The following is a 19,912-nucleotide window of genomic DNA, read 5'->3' as shown; positions in this document are numbered from 1 at the left end:
TCCTCCGCGTCCGTGCCGACGATCCCGGCTACGCCACGATCGCGGTCAGGTTTCCTCTCAGGCTCGCTGCCGCGAGATCGAGCCGCGATCGGCAACCCGTCTTCGCGTACAACCTCGTCAGGCAGTTCTCCACCGTTTTCACGCTGATGCGCATGTTCTGGGCGATCTGGCGGTTCGTGCGGCCCTGCCCGATCAGCTCGATGAGGCGGGACTCCGTGTCGGAAAACACCTTCCGCGGCGTGCGCGACCCAGGCAGCGGGACACCGCGTTCGGCCATCAGCTTCCGGGCACTTCCGCGCAGCACGGCCGAATCCAGGTGCCTGGCGATGGCATACGCCTCGCCCAGCCAGGCTTCCGGCCGCTCGGCCACCAGTCCGGCGAGCAGACAGGCGACACCCAGGTCCACCACATGCCCGCGACGACGGGCCAGCGCGACGCCGGCTTCCGCGCTCGCGGCGTCCCCGAAGACCACGCCACGCGCCAGCAACGCCGCCTCACGGGTCATCCGGCTGTCCACGTCCCGATGCAGCTGGGCAATCTCGCCGACGACATAGTCGACGTGCTCCGCGCACTCCGCTGTCGTCGCGAGCGACAGCAACCGGATCAGCAACCACTCCCGGCCAGGCCCGCCACCGAGTGCGCGTGCCTGTTCGTAGGCCGACCTGCCCGCGGTGAACGCCGCCCGCGCGTCTCCTTCGCCCAGCAGCATCCCGGCCCGCACCCAGCCGTCGAGGAAGGTGGGGGACGCGGTCTCCACCCATTTCGCCGCGCTTTTCCCGTGGCCCCTGGCCGAACAGATCTCCGCGGCGAACAACCGGGCGTACCGGCGGAGGGGGACGCCCGCGTCGCCGGCCAGTTCCAGTGCCCGCGCCGCGGACAGCGCGTCCGTCCACGCGCCCCCGGCGAATCCGCGCACCACGCGGTGATACAGCGCCGGCGGACCGGTGGCCGGTGCCCCGTAGGCCGGGCCGAAGGCCAGTGCGAAGACGGTGACCAGGTCACCCAGCGCGGCTGCTTCCGCGATCTCCTCCCGGTGCAGTACCGCCGGCGACAGCTCACCGGGCCACGCCGACGGGTAGCGCGCCAACAGCGGGGTGAAGTGCCGCAAGAACTTCTCCGGTTCCCCGGTGGCCTCTCCCGCGAACCAGCGGGCCGTCGCCTCGAGCGCGCCGCCACCGGGACCGCCGGTGAGCCTGGCGGCCACCGCCGGGGGCACGGGCCATCCGGTGTGCACCGCGGACAGCGCGGCCGCCACGGCGAGTTCCGCCCGGTGCGTGGCCGCGAGGCGGCCGAAGGCCTGCTCGTCCATGACCACCTCGGCGACGATCCCGCCGAGCACGGGGTAGCAACCACCACGCACCAGAACTCGTATCGTCCTGGACAGCAGGGACGGCCACTCCGGACTGTCCGGCCCGGCGTGCCGCAGCGCCGCGCGATAGCGCTGCGCCATGCGGTGCGGGTCGACGTCGGCGATGCGGTCGGCTTCCTCGATCAGCAGGCCCGTCACCCGCGCGGTAGCAGGCAGGGACACACCGGCCAGCGCGACATGCTCGGCCAGCGCCGCGGTGTCCAGACCGGTGGCGGGGCCGCCGGAAAGCCACCGCTCGGCAAGGAGCCGGTGCAGGCGCCGCACCGTGCCCGTACCCACGGCGGCGAGGACGGACCGGGCGAGCGCCGGACAGCGGCAGGCCAGCCGCCCCTGCGCGGTACAGACCAGGACCCCGGCCTCGATCAGCCGGTCGACCGTCTGCCCGTACACCGCGACCGGAAAACCGGTGGCCGCCGCGAGCGCGGGCAGATCGTCCACTGTGAACAGTCGCGCGCTCGCCACCACGGCGGCGAGGTTCCAGCCCGGCTCGCCGAACCGGTCGATCCGGCCGAGGAGTTCGTGGTCCGCGCGCAGCATGATGGCGGCGCTGTCCCGGAGACACAGCCGGCCCTGCACCGCGACCAGCAGGCCCTCACACACCAGAGTGTCCACAGTAGACACCAAGGTGGCGGGATTCCCGCGCAGCGGGCCCAGCGCGCCACACAGTTCGGGCAGGACCGACTCGTCGAGCGGCAGGTGTGCCCGCCGGGTCACCACCGCGCCGAGGCAGTCGTCGGGCAACGGGGGCAGGGTGATCAGCCGGTCGGCGAGCTGGGTCACCCACCACGGCACACCGGCCGCGGAGTCGTCGTCGCGGCAGGTCGCGGCCACCAGGGAGAAGGCGTGGCTCGCCGCTGTCAGCAGGAGTTCCGGACGCGGCACCCGGTCCACGTCGTCGATCAGCAGCACGACCGGGCCGGTCCGCCGGAGTCCGCCGAACATCCTGGCCAGCGCGATCAGCAGCGCGGTCCGGTCGCGCTCGGTGCGATAGGTCTCGGGAGTGCACAGCCTGCCGACCCGGCTGATCGCGTCGGCCAGCCGCACGTCACCGGCCGGATCGACCCGCTCCTGGGCCGCGCGCACCGCGGCTTGGGCACCGAACAGGTCCCACGGCTCGGTGCCGTCCCGGTACGGGATCTCGAAGACGTCCACTTCGGACTCTCGGCAGCTCTCGCCCAGCGCACGCAGAAAAGCCGTCCTGCCGATTCCGGCGGGCCCCCGGACCATGAACAGCTTCGCCCGCCCGTGTTCCTCGCGCACGGCCGCGCGCACCTCGGCCAGTTCCGCGTCCCGCCCGGTGACCCTGTCCCGGTCCCGCATCATCTCGCCCCGCCTCCTCCCGGCCCCGATCACCCACGGTCGCGTCGCCTCGGTACCTCCGAATGGGTTCCATCCTCGTCCGCGCGGCCACCTGCCCGGCGGATCCGATGACTTGCGGTCACGGGCTGTGTCCGAACTCCTTCCAGCCTTGGGCAAAAGGCCGGGACGAGCGGCAGACTGCGATGACCGCGGTCGGCGGCTTACCGAAAAAGGGACGAGGATGGGACTGGCTGGACGAGGCCGAACCGTGCACGCGTTGCTTCGCACGGTCACCGCACCGGCCGAAGCACCCTTGACCATCGTGGGTGGCCGCCCCGGGCTCGGCCGCACCAGTGTCCTGAACGCGCTCCACGACGAGCTTTTCGAGCGCGGTACGCCCACCGCGACGCTGCGGTTCCACCGCGGTGCCCCAGCGGAATCCCCGCGGGCTCCGGCCACCGGATCACCGGCCGTGACCATGGTGTCCGGCACCGCATGGCCGGTCACCGGATCCACCACCGGGGCGCACGACTCCCCCGGCATCGCCCGGCGCGCGGCGAGCGCGGTCGCCGATCATCTGATCGCGCGCGGTGCGGCCGTCCTGCTGATCGACGACGCCCAGTGGATGGATCTCGACAACCTCGCCGTGCTGGAAGCGGTGGTGCGCCGGCTGGCGGGCACCTCCGTCCACTGTGTCTGCACGGTCCGGACGCCCGTCCCCGAAGCCATCCGGGCCGCCGGGCGGGAAGCCATGGACCGGCTGCGTGCCGACCTGCTCGTCCGCGAACACGTACTCCGGCCACTGGACAAAGTGGACATCACGGAAATCGTCGCGGAAACGCTCGCCGCCAGGCCCTCCTCCGGACTGATCGACCGGCTGTGGCACCTCAGCCGCGGAACGCCGCTGGCACTGGTGACCGCCCTCGACGCCTACCAGCGGGCGGACTCCGTGCACGTGGTCGACCAGCACGCCTACCTCACCCGTCCCCGGCTCGCGGAGCTGCCCGCCGGACACGAACTGCTGGCTCCGATCACCGGACTGGGGGAAGCGGCGTGGCGGGCGGCCAAGGCCGTCGCCGTATTCGAGCCACTGGGCCCGGCGGTGCCCCGGCTGGTCGAACGGGCACTCGGCACTTCCCCTGAAGAAACGCTCCACCTGCTGGAGCTGCTGCGCGAAGAAGGTGTGCTGCGATTCCGCGGCGGTGATCGGAGCTGGCGATTCCCCGTACCGCTCGTCGCCGTCGCCTTGCTCGACGCGTGCGGCCCGTACGAACGGCGGCAGCTGGCACAGCTCGCGGTGACGGCCCTGCGCTCGGGCGACGCGCGGTGCGATGACCCCGGCTATCTGACCGATCAGCTCGCGAACGCGGGCCGGCTGGTGGACCCGGCGGACGCCGAGGCGACGCTCGTCGACCGCGCGTCCGCCACGATGCTGACCGACGGTGCCCGCGCCGATCGATGGCTCGCCTCGGCGGCCGACCTGGCGGGCGACCGTGCCCGCCAGGCCCGGATCCAGCTGGCGCGGGTCTCGGGCCGGTTCGCCCACGGTGACTACCGAGGCTGTTTAGCCGCCGCGGAAACCCTGCTCGGCGACTTCGCCGGGCACCTCACGTCCGGCCAGCTCGACGAGCTCCAGATCCGCCACGTCATCGCCCTCTACAGCGTCGGCGACTTCGAGGCGCTGAACGACATCGTGTCAGGCACACACCGCGGAAAGCAGCAGGTGCCGGTCGTGGCGACGGCGCTGGCCCTGCTCGGCCGATGGCGGGAAGCGTACGAACTGGTGGCGGACCGGGCGCCGTCGGGCTACCTGGAAACCATGGTGCGCTGGCACGCGGGACTGGTCACCGGCAGGCCCGGACACTTCGAGCGGAGCCTGGCGCGGCCGCAGGAATGGCCGCTGCGCGAGACGGAGCAGTATCGCTACGAACAGATCTCCGCCCATGTGCGGGCGTTGCTGTCACTGGGCGACACCACTCGCACGGAAAAGCTGCTGATCGTCGAGGAGCTGCCCGCTGACCGGCTGCACGTCACCGAGCAGGCGGTATTGGCCATGCACCAGGGCCGGTTCGACGAGGCACTCGAGCTGGGCAGGGCGGCCACCGCGGCCGGCGCGGCGCTCGGCTCCGGCCCCGGCCAGGTGCTGGTGCACCACGCGATGGCCACGATCCTCCATGCCAGGGGCCGGATCACCGGCGCCCGGGACCTGCTGGCGACCGCGCGTGAGGCACGCCCGCCACTGCCGCATCTGCTGTCCGCCCCGGAGGCGCTGCTCGACAGCACACTCGGCGAACCGGACGAAGCGGCGCGACGGCTGCGCGAGGGCCTCGCCCTCGCGTCCGGACAAGGAGTCGTGCTCGACACCGACGCGCTGTGGTGGCACCTCACCGAACTTTCGATCCTGCACGCCGACCACGCGCGGGCGCGAACCTGCCTGGCGGAACTGGACCACGTCGCCGAACAGATGGGTACGAGCCGGGCCACCCTGCATCTGCTGCTCGCCCGCGCACTCGTCGAGCACGACCGCGAGGCGGCGAGCAGCGCGGTACGCCTGGCGCAGGAGCGGGGCCAGCCGTTCGAACTCGCCCGTGTCATCGACACGGTGGTCCGCCACGGCGTCGGCGATCCCGGCCTGTTGCCGCAGTCCTATGAGCTGTTCGGTGAGCTGGACGCCCTGCTCTACCGTTCCTGGTCGCGAGATCTCATGCGCCGGCACGACATCGCGGTGCGCGGCAGGCAGACGACGATCGCGGAGAACGAACGGCTCCTGGCGGTCCTGGTCACCGAAGGACTCGGCAACAAGCAGCTCGCGACGGTCTTGCACAGCACGGAGAAAGGCATCGAAGGCCGGTTGAGCAGGCTGTTTTCGCGGACCGGTTACCGATCACGCACCGAGCTGGCCGCCGCGATGTTCCGCGGCGACTACCCCGGCTGAATACCGCCTGCCGACGAGTACCCTGCCGAAGAAGAGGCAATCACGATTGCCCGAAGGTACCCCCCGCGTGCCTCGGCGACCCGACGTTCCGGCGAGCTGGTTCCGGCGAGAAAGTGTCCCTGTCACACTCGATCGACGGATAAGCCCCAGCCCGTATACAGCCCCCCCCCCTTCGGCCCGTGCCCGGGCAGCAGTGAGCACCAGTGAGCACGGCGCAAGGCTGGCGCGAACCCCGGTGCGTCGATGATGATCGTCCATACGGACCGGCGGACGCCCGGAAGCCATTCCCGGCACCACGCCGGTCCGCCGGGCAAGCAATTGGTGTGATGGATGAACACGAGGCAGCCGTGGGTACGGCTATCGGCCTAGTCGTCCGTGACGCGACCGCACCGGCATCCGGAACGCCACCATCGGCGAATGACGTTCCATTCCGCGGTCGCCGATCGGTGGTAAATGTCAGGGGAACCGCACAATGAACAATGGGATTTGGGCATCTGAAAACGCGGCGGGCGCACTTGTCGCGGTCGCGGTACACGCGCCGGACGCGATGAGCAAGATCGGTATGACGAGTATGCTGGCGGCGGAACGCCGGTTGAAGATACTCACCGACGCGGCCGAGTTCCCGGCCGCCGACGTGATCGTGGTGGTCGAGGAATCGGTGTGTTCCGAGACTCTCTCCCTACCACGGGAAGTTCGCGCGGCCTCACCACACGAAGCACCCCCGCGTTGTGTGATCGTGACCGACGACTTCCCGGACAACATGCTGGTTCCCGCGATCGAGTGCGGCATGGCCGCGCTGCTCCCGCGAAACAGGATCGAAGCCGGCGTGCTGGCCCGGACGATTGTCGGAGTCAGTCAGGGAATGGTGTGCCTGCCACTTCGGCTCCAAGCCGGCCTGCTCGCCGAGTTCGACCGGGTGGTGAACAAGGTACTGAAACCGAGGGGGCTCACCCTGAGCGGACTTTCGGTCCGTGAGCACGAGGTCATCCGATTACTGGCGAACGGGTACGACACCGACGAGATCGCCGCCGAACTCGCCTACTCCGGCAGCCTGATCAAGAAAACGATCAAAGAATTGATGGATCGTTACGGCCTGCGCAGCCGCTCACACGCGGTGGCGCACGCGATTCGCCATGGAATCATCTAGCGTCCGGGACCGGCCGCGGACCCCAGGGCGAACTGGCGGTGCGCGGCCGTTGCCTGCCGGTCAGCTCTGTTCGCTAGGTGTGTCCGGCGGAGGCGCCTCGTCGTGCCGATGATGGTGCTGCCAAAGAGCGTCACAGACCTCGCGCACGCCCGACTGGAGGTGCCTGCGGTAGCTGCTGAACGGAACGCCGAGCCGGGCCGCCGCGGCTCTCTGATTGGTGTCACGGTCGAGGTAGGTGGCCCCGACCGCGCGCTGCTGCCTGAGACGACGTGGGTCCTGGCGCAGGGCGTCCACAGTGGTGACAACGGCCGCGCGCAAGGCACCGAGGTCACCGTAGACCCGGATGAGCTGGTTCACCGCGAGCGCCTCGTCGTCATGCCAGTCGCGCAGGGCCTGCTTGACCGCGGCGAAGAACTCCTCTTGGGACATCGCCGGTGCCGCACGGGTTTCGCGAACGGCGTCGCCCAGCATGACACCGCCCCGCAGCCTCTCCTCGGTTCGTTCGAGATGCTGCCCCAGGGGAATCTCGCGCCAGTCACGAATGAACAGCCCCCAGCTCCCGTCCCCGAGTTCCGGGATCGCCCGGTACAGCGCAAGGTCGTACGGTTCGACCTGGGACACGGCGGCAGCGGCGTTCGGCACGAGCAGGAAGCTCGCGACGAGCCCGTCCTTGCGATGCAACGACTTGATGGACTGGTATCCGGTATGGACGGTCACCTCGGCCACGTAGTTTTCGGCCGACAACGCCGGAACACCGAAGCGAGCGACCCCGACATGTTCACCGGGTTTCACCTGCCCGGCTTGATCGAGATACTCCCGTACCGGCGCGAGCACGGGGTCACCACTCAGCTCGTCCGTCCCCGGGTGCAGGCGCAGCCAGGCGTAGAAGGACACCATCGTCATGTCCTCGGCGCGGTGGTAGACGGAGAAGCCTTCCGGTTGCCTGTCGAGCCAGTAGGCCACCAGACGCGCATGCTCCTCGCCCCGGTACTCGCGCGCCAGCCGCAGCAGATCCTCACGAATCTCCGGCCGGTAGGCACTTTCGAACAGCGCCTCGCGTTCCCGGAAGGCGAGGATCTCCGCGCCCGCCGGGGAGAGGTACCGGCTGAGGTAGAGCAGGTCCCCCGCCGCCACCTCGATCTCGTCGTCCGAAACGGGCGACCGGCCGTGGAGCAAATGCCGCCACAAACGCAGATTCAACTCGGCGTAGGCGACGGGGTCGCGCCATTTGAAGGAGGAGTCGAGCACCTCGCGGACGAGTTCGTGGCAGACCAGTCCGTGGCGTCCTGTTTCGACGTACGGTAATCCGGCGAGCCAGTCGAACACGAGGTGCGCGTCTTGTTCGTCCAGGCTGGTGCGGAGCAGTCCGACGGTGACGTGGCGTACGTGACCGGCCACGCGCAGGCCGTACTCGTGCGCGGCCGAGGGCACCCGGTCGATCATGCGGGCCAGCAGGGTCTCGATGATGTGCTGGCTGGGTTCCCACGCGGCGTCGCGGACCGCACCGGGCTTGGCGGAGGTTTCTTCGGCGGCCAGGCACAGGGTGAGCGGGTGCCCCGCGGCGAAGCCGTTCACCGTGGCGTGCAGGTCGCCGGGAACACCGCGGTGGGTGAGCAGATCGCTGACCTCGTCCTGGGTCAAGGGGGCCAGGGGAATCGTCCGGACGAGCTGACGCCAGCCGAGGTCGAGCGTCCACTGTGGCTCGGGGCGATGCCGTCCGGCGATGACGACGACGGTGTCCTCGGGCACCGTCGGCAGGAGCTGCTCACGCAACCAGGCCTCCAGTGCCTGGCAATGCTCGAATCCGTCGATGACCAGCACCGGCCGCTCGGTCGTGTGCACCGGCGCGACAGCCTCCGTCAGCGCGGTGGTGGAGGTGAGCACGTACTCCCCGTCCACCCACACCACCGTGCGACCCCGCTCGTCGGCGTCATCGGCGAACTGCCGTAACAACGCCGACTTCCCGATCCCGCCAGGACCATGGACGAACAACACCTGCGGAGCGTCCGGGCCACCACGAAGGGCCGAGCCGAAAACCTGCCGATACTCGGCCCGGCCGATAAAGCCCGTACGGAAGAACGGCCGCACACGGTCAGCCAACGAACGCCGCCCCCGGCGTACCGGCAGCGGCCGCACCACCTCGTCCACGCGCCGGTCCTCCATGCCTACGCGACCTCGGACAGACGCTGGGTGAGGCGCCGATCGAAGCTGACCGTCGCCGACCGGGAACCCGCCCCGTCGCACGGTGGTCGTGACGCGTTCTGAGCGCTTGTCCCGGGATGTCGCAGATCATCAAGCACAACGCGTCAACCCCCGGCGCTCCGTCATCGCTACCAGGTTAAACGGGTAACCCGAACCCGGGTCAACGTAGCATCCACCCGGGCGAAGTCAAATCGAACGAGACCGGCCTCTCGCGTTCAAGCCGTGATCAGCTGATCATGCGCGGTTTCTCGTCGTACCCGGCAGTGTCCGGGGCACGATGTGCCAGCGCTCGAAGCCGCTGCGTCGCCTGCGGCGCGAGCTGGTCGGCGAAACTGGTCAGCAACCGCTGGGCATCGCGATGACTCCGCTCGTGATCACCGCGGGCGTGGCGGATCTCGATGCGCTCGAGCGTGGCCGCCACCCGCTGGGCGGGGTTCCGCGCGAGGTCGACGGCCGCGTCGAGCCACCGCAACGCCCGCGACGGCGACCGCGCACCGACCTCGCTTGCCCGCTCCATCAGCGCGGGGAAGGCGAGGGCGCGGTCGATCAGCCCTCCGGCGTCGACGACCAGATCGCACAGGTAGTCCAGGTCGTCGCACCGTGCTTCGCCCGTCCACACCGCGGTGATGGCCGTGGCCGCGAGTTGCCGGCGTTCGAAGGGAGCCATGGCGCCGGTGAGCGACGAAGCGACGACCGGCACGAGCACCCGCCACGAGTGTCCATTCCGGCCACGATGCAGAATTCCCTCTTGCCGCAAGGTGTCCAGCAGCGCCACGGCCTCGGCTTCGCTCGTCTCGAGTACCCCGGAGACCAAGCGCGGTACCGCCTCCCCGAGCGGCGCGAACACGCAGGCCGCGGTCGCCGCGGCACGGACTGGCGAAGGCAGGACACGAAGGCGCCGCAGCACGCCGTCGTCCCGTGACGACGGCACGGGGAACGCGGGCGGCACACAAGACGCCTTACCGTCGAGCACGCGGATGGTGCCGTTGTGCAGGAGCATCTCGATCGAATCGCGTACCGCGGCCGGAATACCCCGGGAAAGCTCCCTCACCCTGCCGGTCACTTCGTCGTCCGGTTCGGCCGACGTGGCCGCCGCGATTTCGGCCACGATTTCGCCTTCCGCCATCGGCCGAAGCCGGACGGAGGAAACCAGGCTGTCGTCCCGCAGGCTCCGCCACCAAGGCAGCTGCTCGACCGGAATCGGTGTGCGGACCGCGCACACGCAGGTGACCGATTTTCCGGCCGGTTCGCGCACCAGTGCGCCGAGGACGGCGCGCGAGTCGCGGTCGCTCCACTGCACGTCGTCGATCAGCAACGCGGCGGCGCGGCCATCGCGCAGCAGCTCGGCAGCCACCGCCAAGGCGGCCCGCCGGGCGATCTCCGGATCCCGGTGCGCACCCACGACCGGGGCGAGCGGCACGGAACTCGAGTCGGAGCCGGGTGACCGTACCGGTGTCGCATCGCCGTCGCGGGTGAAACGAATCGCCGTGACCGCCGTCCCTCTCTCGAACAGCCGCTCGCCGGCTTTGCGCAGCGCGGTCGTCCGGCCGATCCCCGGCGGGCCGGTCATCGCCACGATCGGCGCGCCCGCGGTGAGAGCGGAAAATACGGTGTCCACATCCACCAGCATGCGGCCCGCGCGGCGGCCCCGGAACTCGACGAGCGGGGATCGAGGACTTTCGGCTTGGGAACGTATCCGAACCACTTACGGAAAGATCACACCCGATACGAAGCTATCCGGGGAAAGTACCGGCCAGGCGATACGGAAGGTTTTCACAGATTTCGCGCACACCCGCTGGGGGATGCCGACGGTAACCACCGAAGGCGCAAAAGGACACCGGCGCCCGGTCTCCCGGACGGAGTGTTCGCGACAGGCCGAGGCCGGTGTTGTCCTTTCCGGTCAGGAGGATTCGAGGATCTCCGCCAGCCACCGGGTGTCGATCAGGTAGCGGTCGCAGGGGAATCCCCGTTTTCGCAGGCCGCGGCGGAGTAGCTCGGCGAGGGATTTTCCGTCGGCGTGGTAGGCCTTGCGACCGGCGGGGGTCAGTTCGACGAGCCGGCGGCGGGCGTGGTGCGGATCGGTGGTGATCCGGAGCAGTCCGTCCTCCTCCAGTGGGCGCAACGCCCGGCTGACCGCGGGGTCGGAGACCCCCAAGGACCGCGCCAGCCGATGCTGGGTGGCCGGCTCGATGTCTTCCAGCGCGCCGAGCAGCCGCAGCCGGGCGTAGCTGAGCGCTCCTTCCCGGCCGGTGTTCCGGCGCGCGTGCTCCCCCAGCAGGGAGACCACACGGTGCAGCAGATCCGAGAGTCCGTCGTCCATCGGCCGACCCTACCGCGAGTGTTGACAAGTTAATATTAACCATGCAATACTCAGACTATGACCGCGACGAACTACACCTTCCAGACCTGCTTCCCGCTGATCACGCCGGTGATCGCCTGCATCGGAGCACTCGTGCGCTCCCGCCGCGCACACACCCGCCTCGAACGACTGGAGATCTGGCAGCGGTGGTGGGCGGTCGCCGCACTCGGCTTCGGCAGCCTGTGGATGACCCTGAGCTTCCTGACCATCCCGGACTACATGGCCGAGACGATCGGCTTCGCCCGCACCCCCTTCGTTTTCGAGATCGCCTTCGCCAACCTCGGACTCGCGATCATGGGCTTCCGCGCCGTCAAGGCATCGCTGCGCGAACGCGTGACGATCGGCCTGGGCGCCGGCATGTTCCTCTGGGGCGCCACGATCGGCCACCTCTACCAGTTCTTCGCCAACGGCGACCACGCGCCGGGCAACACCGGCGGTGTCCTGGTCTGCGACGTCCTCTTCCCCGCCGTGATGATCTTCCTCGCCCGGCGCGCCCAGAAGCTGCAGGCCCAGGCCGCCCCCGCCGAACTCCCGGAAAACCAGCTCGTCTCGCGCTGAACACCCGTACCGGAATCAACCACCCCCGCCCCACAGCGGGGGTTTTCCGGCGACCGGCACGGCCACCAGCCGCCCGGATCGGCGGCACGCGACCACAAATCGAGGTAAGGGTCCCGGACGACCGGCGGATCCGATCTCGTCGTCACCCTTCCGCCGTCCGCTCAGACCGATCCGGCGCTCCGCCCAGCGGCGTGAAGAAAGGGCGCTCAACGCGCCTTCGCCGTGTTGTTGTGCTCGCGAATGAGCCGCTGCGCCGCGTCGTGCTCACGCGCTTCGATGGCGTCGACAAGACGTTCGTGCAGCAAGTAGCGCTCGGCGATGTACCGCGGCAGCGGTGAGGTCTCGGTGCCGCCCACCCCACGCGTGTGCGCCTGGACGATATCGAGGAGGCTGAGGTACACCGAGCGCAGGATGACGCTCGGGCTGACCTCGGCGATTTTCCGGTGCAGCGCCCAGTTCGCCCGGACGAACGCCACCGGGTCGCCGTCGTCGCGCGCGTTCGCCATGTCACGCAGGCGATCCCGCATTTCGCGGACATCGATCGCCGACGAATGCCAGACCGCGTCCTCGACCAGAAGGGGGTCGAGGGCGTCGCGCATCCGCACCGCGTCGGCCACCGACGGCGCATCGCCGTCGAGGGCGAGTACGGAGTTTCCGAGCCGCACCACCGCCGAACGCTCGGCCGCGAAGATCCCTCCCCCCGGGCCGGATCGGGAAACGATCCAGCCGCGACTCTGCGCGAGCTTCACCGCCTCGTTGAAGGTGCCGACGGAAACACCACAGGCCGGCCGCAGCGACACCTTCGTCCCGAGACGCTCACCCGGCTGTGCGCGCTCGGCCAGTTGCTCCAGAACACGCGCGGCGTACTCCGCGCGACTGCCGACGTGGCTGCCGGGGGCCGCCACGGGTGCACCCGTGAGGTCCGCCATGGGCCATCCCCTTCCTCTACGGCTCACGATGAGCCGCGTCCGATCCTTGACTTCACTCCGCGACTCGGGCAGCATACCCGATAATTAATCATGATTAATAGCAATCGAAATGACCGATTTGCCGAACGTGAGGGAGTCTCCGAGATGGACATCCACGACGTGATCGTCGTCGGAGCCGGACCCGTCGGCCTCTTGACCGCCCGTCTGCTGGGGCTCGCCGGCCACGACGTCCATGTGGTGGAGCGGTGGCCGGAGCCCTATCCGTTGCCCCGGGCGGTCCACTTCGACCACGAGATCGGCCGGTTGCTGCAGTCGGCGGGGCTGGCCGATCGGGTGCGCGAGATCAGCGCGCGGGTTCCCGACCACTACGAATGGCGCAACCGTGACGGCGAAACACTGGTGAAGATCGACTGGTCGCTGGACGGTTCGTGCGGCTGGCCGGTGGCGAACTTCTTCTCGCAGCCCGATCTCGAAGCCGTGCTGGCCGGGTCGCTCGGCGAGCTACCCACCGTGCGGCTGTCGCGCGGCCTGGAGGTCGTCGGGATCCGCGAGGGCGACCGGGACGTCGAGCTGACCGTGTCCGATCGCGCCGCGCGGCACCACCGGCTGCGTGCTCGCTACGTCGTGGGGTGCGACGGCGCCAACAGCTTCGTACGCCGGCACCTGAATCCCACCCTGATCGACCTCGGCTTCCACTTCGACTGGCTGATCGTCGACGTGCTCCCCCACGACGAGCAGGACTGGTCGCCGATGAACTGGCAACTGTGCGATCCGGCGCGCCCGACCACGATCGTCTCCGGCGGCCCCGGCCGTCGGCGGTGGGAATTCATGCGGCTGCCGGGCGAGGACCGCGACCGCCTCGACACCGAAGAAACCGCCTGGCGGCTGCTCGAGCCGTGGGGGCGCACACCGGAGAACACCACGATCGAACGGCACGCGGTGTACACGTTCCAGGCGCGATGGGCGGAGGAATGGACGCGGGGCAGGCTCGCGCTCGCCGGGGACGCGGCCCACCAGATGCCGCCGTTCGCCGGTCAGGGAATGTGCTCCGGCCTGCGCGACGCCGCGAATCTCGCCTGGAAGCTGGATCGGGTGCTGGGCGGGGTATGCGAACCGGCCATCCTGGACACCTACACCACGGAACGCCGCGACCACCTCCAGCACGCCGTCTCGATGTCGGTGGCGTTGGGGCGCACCATCTGCGTGCTCGACGAGGACGAGGCGCGAGCGCGTGACAAGCGGATGCTCGCCTCGCACGGCGACCCGCGGGAGGCGTTGCCGCCGATGCCTCCCGAACGCCTCGGCGAAGGTGCTTGGGAGGCGGTGTTGACGCCACCGGCGGTGCGGGCGACGCTCACTCCGCAGTTCCAGGTGCGCGACGGCGATGTCTCCGGTCTGCTCGACGACGTGTCCGAGGGCGGTCCCGGATTCCTGCTCCTGGGTTACGGCGTCGACCCCGCGGTGAATCTGACCGAGGAACAAACCGCGGTGTGCGACGTGCTCGGCGTGCGATCGGTGATGCTGGTGGAGGCGCACCAGGCGAGCGAATACCTCGCCAGATCGGCGCGGACCCGTTCGCTCACCGCGGGGGACGAGCAAGTCCGTGACTGGTTCGTCGCGGCCGGTGTCACCGTTGTGCTTGTCCGGCCGGATTTTTACGCCTACGGCGCGGTCACGGACCCGGGCAGGGTCGGTGACCTGATCGACCGGCTGCGATCCGACCTCGCGGTGGCGAATATCCCCGTCCGGCAAAACACCGCCGGCTGATACCTGCCCCGAACGAGGCGTTCCGGCCTACCGGTTCGGTCCTTTGTGGATCGATGGGGCTCGATTCAGGGGTGGTATTCCGGACAGCCCGTCAGGGGATCAAATCTGCGGCACCATGGCCCAGTGCTTACCCGTGTCGCTTCCCTGGGTGATGACCGCGCCGCCCTTGCTCGGACGAATCTGGGCAGGGAGATCATTGACCAGGAAGGACTGGCCCGTTACGGTGTTGATGCCTCGGACCTCGATGGACTCGACGGAAGTGCTGTTCCCGAGGACGTCGAACGTCCGGCAGGCCCCCTTGTCGACGGGGGACGTGCTGTACCCGGGCCGGTCGGGGAAGACGACGAACGACGCGTAGTTCCCTTCGGAGCACACTTCGAGCTTGCCTCCGTTCGTAGCGGCCGAAGCGGGCGTGGACGCGGCCAGTGCGGTTGCCGAAGCGAGAGCACCGAGCACGATGGCGGATGCTGCCGCGCGCTTGACGGTATTCACCGTGAGCTTCATGCGAGACTCCTCAATCACGTGTTTCAGATGTGCTTCCAGCAATTACCGGGAGGTCCCCCGGATCTCGTTCACCAGAAGTCACGTGGCGAACATGGGGAACATTACGGTGCCCGCTGTTTCAGCGGCGCTTCGCGAAGTCGTTATGTCCGTGAAACACCGGACGCGGAATACTGGAGCCGACCGAGTGCGGAAATGCCGCAGAGAACGGAGGTCAGCGTGCGAGTGCTTGTCGTGGAGGACGAGGAGGACTTGGCTGTCTTCGTCGCCGAAGGCCTTCGTCGGCACGCCATGGCGGTGGACATCACGCACGACGGGACCACTGCCTTGGAGAAGCTGCAGCTGGTCGAGTACGACGTCCTGGTGCTGGACCGTGATCTGCCCGGTCTGCACGGGGACGAGGTCTGCGCGCGACTCGCCGCCGAAGGATCGGCAACCCGCATTCTCATGCTGACAGCAGCCGGTGACGTCCGCGACCGTGTCGCCGGCCTGCGCCTCGGCGCGGACGACTACCTGCCCAAACCCTTCGACTTCGACGAGTTGGTCGCCCGGGTCGACGCGCTTCGCCGCCGAGAACGACCGGGTCTGCCTCCGGTACTCCGCCATGGCGGTCTCGAACTCAACCCCGCACTGCGGCAGGTGACCCAATACGGCCGGTTCATCAGCTTGTCCAACAAGGAGTTCGGCCTCCTGAGGACGCTGATCGCCGCCGACGGCGCCGTGGTCAGCGCCGAAGAACTGCTCACCAAGGTGTGGGACGAGAACGCCGATCCGTTCACCAGCGCCGTCCGCATCACGATGAGCAGGCTGCGCGCGAAACTGGACGATCCCGCGGTGATCGAAACCCTCCCCGGCGTCGGCTACCGCGTGCGAGGTGCGGGGCCATGAGGCAGGTGGGCTTACGGACCAGGCTCACGGTGGTGTACACCGTGATGTTCGTGGCCGCGAGCGCCGTGGTGGTGTCACTGGTCTACCTGGCGAACAGGGATTCGCTGCTGCACCTGATGGCGCCGATCCCCCGGACGCCCCAGATACCGCAAATCGGTGCGCCCCCGCTTCCGGTCCCGGAAGTCGTGCAGCAGCCGCTGGACAGCGGCGTCGATGACGCACTGGACAAGCTCGTGTGGGCGTCCGTGGGCACTTTCCTGTCACTCGGCGCGATCGCGGCCCTGCTCGGCTGGTGGCTGACCGGGAAAGTCCTAAACCGCGTCCATCGGATCGCGGAGCAGGCGCGGCGGATCTCGACGGCGAACCTCCACGAACGCATTGCCCTTACCGGCCCACGCGACGAGACCAGGGAGCTGTCCGACACGCTCGACGGTTTGCTCGATCGCCTCGACCAGGCGTTCCACGCCCAGGAACGGTTCATCGCGAACGCCTCGCACGAGCTGCGCACGCCACTCGCGGTGACACGAACGGCGATCCAGGTCGGCCTCGGCTCGGTCGATTCGCCCGAACTGCTTCGCGTGAAGCAGTATCTGTTGCGCAGCAACGACAAAAGCATCGCCCTGATCAACGGTTTGCTCCAGCTCATGCGAGGGAAGCAAGGGCTCCACAGCCTGGTGCCGACCCGTTTCGACGAGATAACCCGGAGAACCGTGCAGGAGACCGGCTCGAATAACCCGCGAATCGAGCTGGACGTGGTTCCCTGCGAAACACTGGGAGACGAGCTGCTGCTCGGTCAGGTCGTCCGCAATCTGGTGGACAACGCCGTGCGCTACAACATACCGTCCACTGAGGACACCGAGGGGAAGGTCACGCTCGACCTTCGCCCGGTCAAGGATTCCGCGTGCCTACGGGTGAGCAATACCGGACCGGTCGTCCCCGCCGACGAAGTCGAGCAACTCTTCGAACCATTCCGTCGCGGCGCCCAGCGCGCCGGGCATCCCGAGGGCAGCGGTCTCGGTCTGTCCATCGTGCGCGCCATCGTCACTGCGCACAGCGGCCATGTCTCAGCGGTCTCGCAGCCCGAAGGCGGGCTCACGGTCACGGTGAACATTCCCCTGGCGCTTTCGGGCACGGGCACCACGTGATCTGTTCTTGATGAACACCATCGCTCGGCGGTCGTTTTCCTTGCCGGAGGGAAATAGCAAGGCCGGTTTCGGTCCTGGGTGTGTGTGGACAGTGGCGTGTGCGCTTAGAGCACGTCTTACACCAACGACTCCTACGCGCTCAAACCGCTGGTGATGGCGATACCGGCAATCAAGTCGCGACGCGGTCCACGACAACGCAAGCCCGGCAAGCTGCACGCCGACAAGGCCTACGACCAACCCGACCTGCGAACGCTGGGTTCGCGACCGCGGCATCAAGGTCCGCATCGCCCGCACAGGCATCGACTCCAGCGAAAACTCGGCAGGCGCCACTGGGTGATCGAACGAACTATGTGCCTGGCTCACCGGCCACCGGCGCCTAATAGTGCTTTGTCAGGGGTCCGTTGCTGGGAGGATGACGGTCGTGGTCAGCCCCCCATCGGGATTCGGGGTGGCGGTGGCAGTGCCGTGGTGGCTTTGTGCGATGGCACGGACGAGGGCCAGGCCCAGGCCATGACCGTTCGCCCGGGTGCGGGTTCCCGCGCGGTAGAACGGTTCGAACAGCCGGTCGGCGTCCTCGGCGGAAATGAGCTCACCGGTGTTGGTGACGGTGACTACCGCGGTGTCGTCCCGGGCCACGATGGTTAGCCGCGCGATACCTCCGGAGTGGTTGTGCCGGATAGCGTTGTACAACAGGTTGATCAGCAGGTGGTGGAGCAGATCCTGGTCACCACGCAGGTGAACCGGGTGTACTTCGCCACGCAGGCTGACCCTGCCCGCGGTCGCTTCGTTGTGCACCTGTTCGAGCGCTCGTTCGGCCACCGAAGCGAGGTCGACCGGCTCGGTGTCGTTCATGCCGTGGTCGGCCCGGGACAGCAGGAGCAAGGACTCCACTGTGGCGATGCTGCGTTCGTTGGTGGCCAGCAGCTTGGGGGCGAGGATGGCGAGATCGTGGTCCTGCGGATGGGCGGCGGCGACCTGCAGCATGGTGCGCATAGTGGTCAGCGGGGTGCGCAGTTCGTGCGAGGCGTTGGCGGCGAAACGTTGCTGGGCTTGGAAACTCGTCTGCAGCCGGTCGAGCATCGTGTCGATGGTGTCGGCGAGTTCGGTGAACTCGTCGTGGGGTCCGTCGAGGTGGATGCGTTCGTCCGGGGTGTGCCCGGCGACCGTGCGTGCGGTCTGGGTGATGCGGTGGACAGGGGCAAGGATTCGCCCCGCGATGATCCAACCGAGCAGGAGTGCGACCAGGGCCAGTCCGATCAGCGCAACCCCATACACTCGCAGCAGCATCGTCAGGAAGTCGTCCTTGCTGACGATCAGGTCGGACGGAGCGGCGATATGGGTGGGGCACACAGCCGAGGGGGGCATCAGGGCTTCGTGGCTGTCCCCTGGGGATAGCAGCTTTGGCTCGGCGTAGTCCGGGATGTAGCGCATCAGGAAGTACACCGAGGTCAGCAATGCGATGCCGCAGGCGAGCACCAGGCCGCCGTAGAGCAGGGTGAGCCGCAGCCGGATGGACAACCGGCTCCGCCGCAGCGTGGCGTGGACGCTCACGGGCTCGCGGCGAGGTAGTAGCCGACGCCGGTGGCGGTGTGCAGGATCGGCGGATCACCGAGTTTGCGCCTTAGCGTGGAGATGGTGATGCGGACCGCGTTGGTGAACGGGTCGGCGTGGGCGTCCCACGCCTTCTCCAGCAGCTGTTCTGCGCTCAGCACTGCCCCATCCGCGCGCAGGAGCAGTTCCAGGACGGCGAATTCCTTACGGGTCAGGCGCAGGGAGTGGTCGTCCCGGCGGGCGTCGCGACGTGCGGGATCCAGCCAGAGGCCGGCGTGGGTCAGCACCGGCGGGTGCGCCGTGCCTGCGCGCCGCCGCAAGGCGTGCAGCCGGGCCACGAGTTCGGGGAAGTCGAACGGCTTGACGAGATAGTCGTCGGCACCGATACGCAGTCCGTCGACCTTGTCGGCCGATCGGCCCGCCGCGGTCAGCATGAGAATCCGGCACTCCGGCCGGGCGGAAGCCGTTTGACGGCAGACCTCGTCCCCGTGCACCCCGGGAAGATCACGGTCCAGCACCAGCACGTCGTATTCGTTGACCGCCACGCATTCCAGCGCGGTGGCTCCGTCGTGGGCGATGTCGACGGCCATGCCTTCCCTGCGCAGACCGGACTGCAACGCCTCTGCGAGGAACACCTCGTCCTCCACGACCAGCACCCGCATGCTATTCCACTCTCCTGTTCCCGGACCGACCGGAGCGCTGCCCCGAATCGGTGCCACCGCAATTATCCCATCACGGACTTATGGCGACCATATGGAGATCGGCATAGGCTGACCATAATACCGATCTGGCTTCATTGAGTACGCCGCGGCCCAACCGCCTCGGCGTACTCCACAGCCAACCGAAGGAATCTTGATGTCCTTGTTCTTGAAGCGCAGCGCCATGGTCGTCGCCGGCCTGGCCATCATGCTTGGCACCGGCAGCTCCGCGTTCGCCAGCACCACTGACATGCCGGCTGGCGGCGGATCCGCACCGTCGTCCGGGTGCCCGGTCCTCGAGCCGCCGAAGGGCCCGATCCAGATTGGGGATCCCGGTCCGGGCGCCGTCCCGGCAACCCCGATCCCCGCCGGGTGCCTGATCCCCGCGCCGGTCGGGACGCCGGGCCCCGGCGACATCCCCGTCCCCGGGCGGCCGACGCCCGCGCCGGTCAGCCAGGGCAAGTAGCTCGTCACCGGCGACGATAGTGTCGTGATCAAGAGGGGCCGCCCGGCCCCTCTTGATCGGATCGGCGGGAATTGCGCACGCTCGGAATAACACCTCTC

The 19,912-nt window shown here is 68.6% G+C and carries 15 protein-coding genes and 1 pseudogene; 8 read left to right on the top strand and 8 right to left on the bottom strand.

Annotated elements, in window-relative coordinates; translation table 11 throughout:
• Positions 1 to 28 precede the first annotated feature (28 nt).
• Positions 29 to 2,692: an AAA family ATPase gene (locus tag ACFWX1_RS02250; protein WP_378382992.1), complete on the bottom strand. Its 2,664-nt coding sequence runs from the start codon at positions 2,690 to 2,692 to the stop codon at positions 29 to 31.
• Here ACFWX1_RS02250 and ACFWX1_RS02245 point away from each other — a divergent pair.
• Positions 2,595 to 5,603 carry an AAA family ATPase gene (locus ACFWX1_RS02245; RefSeq protein ID WP_378382991.1) on the top strand — a complete coding sequence of 1,003 codons (3,009 nt, stop codon included), beginning with the start codon at positions 2,595 to 2,597 and terminating at the stop codon, positions 5,601 to 5,603. The two genes, ACFWX1_RS02250 and ACFWX1_RS02245, sit on opposite strands and share 98 nt — an antisense overlap.
• A 571-nt stretch (positions 5,604 to 6,174) precedes the next feature.
• The gene (locus ACFWX1_RS02240; RefSeq protein ID WP_378382990.1) at positions 6,175 to 6,750 is read left to right on the top strand and encodes a response regulator transcription factor; all 576 of its coding nucleotides are present in this window, start codon (positions 6,175 to 6,177) and stop codon (positions 6,748 to 6,750) included.
• Positions 6,751 to 6,810: 60 nt separating this feature from the next.
• Here ACFWX1_RS02240 and ACFWX1_RS02235 read toward each other — a convergent pair whose 3' ends face one another.
• The 3 genes from ACFWX1_RS02235 to ACFWX1_RS02225 all read right to left on the bottom strand — a co-directional run bounded on the left by ACFWX1_RS02235 (position 6,811) and on the right by ACFWX1_RS02225 (position 11,272).
• The gene (locus ACFWX1_RS02235; protein ID WP_378382989.1) at positions 6,811 to 8,913 is read right to left on the bottom strand and encodes a hypothetical protein; all 2,103 of its coding nucleotides are present in this window, start codon (positions 8,911 to 8,913) and stop codon (positions 6,811 to 6,813) included.
• Positions 8,914 to 9,178: 265 nt separating this feature from the next.
• Entirely contained in the window at positions 9,179 to 10,570 is a 1,392-nt protein-coding gene (locus tag ACFWX1_RS02230; RefSeq protein WP_378382988.1) for an AAA family ATPase, read from the bottom strand.
• 282 nt (positions 10,571 to 10,852) lie between these two features.
• Positions 10,853 to 11,272, bottom strand: a complete 420-nt coding sequence (locus ACFWX1_RS02225; protein WP_378382987.1) for a MarR family winged helix-turn-helix transcriptional regulator — start codon at positions 11,270 to 11,272, stop codon at positions 10,853 to 10,855.
• Positions 11,273 to 11,329: 57 nt separating this feature from the next.
• Between ACFWX1_RS02225 and ACFWX1_RS02220 the strand changes: the two genes are divergently transcribed.
• Positions 11,330 to 11,869, top strand: coding sequence for a DUF6790 family protein (locus ACFWX1_RS02220; protein ID WP_378382986.1), 540 nt, complete (start codon positions 11,330 to 11,332; stop codon positions 11,867 to 11,869).
• A 206-nt stretch (positions 11,870 to 12,075) separates the two neighbouring features.
• On the opposite strand, the gene ACFWX1_RS02215 is transcribed toward ACFWX1_RS02220, so the two are convergent.
• Positions 12,076 to 12,798, bottom strand: coding sequence for a FadR/GntR family transcriptional regulator (locus tag ACFWX1_RS02215; protein WP_378382985.1), 723 nt, complete (start codon positions 12,796 to 12,798; stop codon positions 12,076 to 12,078).
• A 144-nt stretch (positions 12,799 to 12,942) separates the two neighbouring features.
• Between ACFWX1_RS02215 and ACFWX1_RS02210 the strand changes: the two genes are divergently transcribed.
• Positions 12,943 to 14,565 (top strand): bifunctional 3-(3-hydroxy-phenyl)propionate/3-hydroxycinnamic acid hydroxylase, encoded by a 1,623-nt coding sequence (locus ACFWX1_RS02210; protein WP_378382984.1) that lies wholly within the window; start codon positions 12,943 to 12,945, stop codon positions 14,563 to 14,565.
• A gap of 99 nt (positions 14,566 to 14,664) precedes the next feature.
• On the opposite strand, the gene ACFWX1_RS02205 is transcribed toward ACFWX1_RS02210, so the two are convergent.
• Positions 14,665 to 15,069 carry a hypothetical protein gene (locus tag ACFWX1_RS02205; protein WP_378382983.1) on the bottom strand — a complete coding sequence of 135 codons (405 nt, stop codon included), beginning with the start codon at positions 15,067 to 15,069 and terminating at the stop codon, positions 14,665 to 14,667.
• A 216-nt stretch (positions 15,070 to 15,285) separates the two neighbouring features.
• On the opposite strand from ACFWX1_RS02205, the gene ACFWX1_RS02200 reads away from it, so the two are divergent.
• The 3 genes and pseudogenes from ACFWX1_RS02200 to ACFWX1_RS02190 all read left to right on the top strand — a co-directional run.
• Complete coding sequence (locus ACFWX1_RS02200) at positions 15,286 to 15,954, top strand: response regulator transcription factor (protein ID WP_378382982.1); 669 nt, start codon at positions 15,286 to 15,288, stop codon at positions 15,952 to 15,954.
• Complete coding sequence (locus ACFWX1_RS02195) at positions 15,951 to 17,099, top strand: sensor histidine kinase (RefSeq protein WP_378382981.1); 1,149 nt, start codon at positions 15,951 to 15,953, stop codon at positions 17,097 to 17,099. Before ACFWX1_RS02200 ends, ACFWX1_RS02195 begins: the two co-directional genes overlap by 4 nt.
• A gap of 108 nt (positions 17,100 to 17,207) precedes the next feature.
• Positions 17,208 to 17,484, top strand: a pseudogene (locus ACFWX1_RS02190) (transposase); the annotation flags it as partial.
• 5 nt (positions 17,485 to 17,489) lie between these two features.
• Here the strand turns inward: ACFWX1_RS02190 and ACFWX1_RS02185 are convergent.
• Together ACFWX1_RS02185 and ACFWX1_RS02180 are read right to left on the bottom strand one after the other, a co-directional pair.
• Positions 17,490 to 18,650 carry a sensor histidine kinase gene (locus tag ACFWX1_RS02185; RefSeq protein ID WP_378382980.1) on the bottom strand — a complete coding sequence of 387 codons (1,161 nt, stop codon included), beginning with the start codon at positions 18,648 to 18,650 and terminating at the stop codon, positions 17,490 to 17,492.
• Positions 18,647 to 19,312, bottom strand: a complete 666-nt coding sequence (locus tag ACFWX1_RS02180; RefSeq protein ID WP_378382979.1) for a response regulator transcription factor — start codon at positions 19,310 to 19,312, stop codon at positions 18,647 to 18,649. The genes ACFWX1_RS02185 and ACFWX1_RS02180 overlap by 4 nt, the downstream gene beginning before the upstream one ends.
• Before the next feature lie 193 nt (positions 19,313 to 19,505).
• Here ACFWX1_RS02180 and ACFWX1_RS02175 point away from each other — a divergent pair, with 193 nt between their 5' ends.
• Positions 19,506 to 19,814 (top strand): hypothetical protein, encoded by a 309-nt coding sequence (locus ACFWX1_RS02175; protein ID WP_378382978.1) that lies wholly within the window; start codon positions 19,506 to 19,508, stop codon positions 19,812 to 19,814.
• Positions 19,815 to 19,912 lie beyond the last annotated feature (98 nt).

Origin of the sequence: Amycolatopsis sp. NPDC059021 (assembly GCF_042739895.1) — a bacterium.
GTDB lineage: Bacteria > Actinomycetota > Actinomycetes > Mycobacteriales > Pseudonocardiaceae > Amycolatopsis.
The sequence above is the reverse complement of the archived record's forward strand: the minus strand, read 5'-3'. Positions and strand labels throughout refer to the sequence as shown.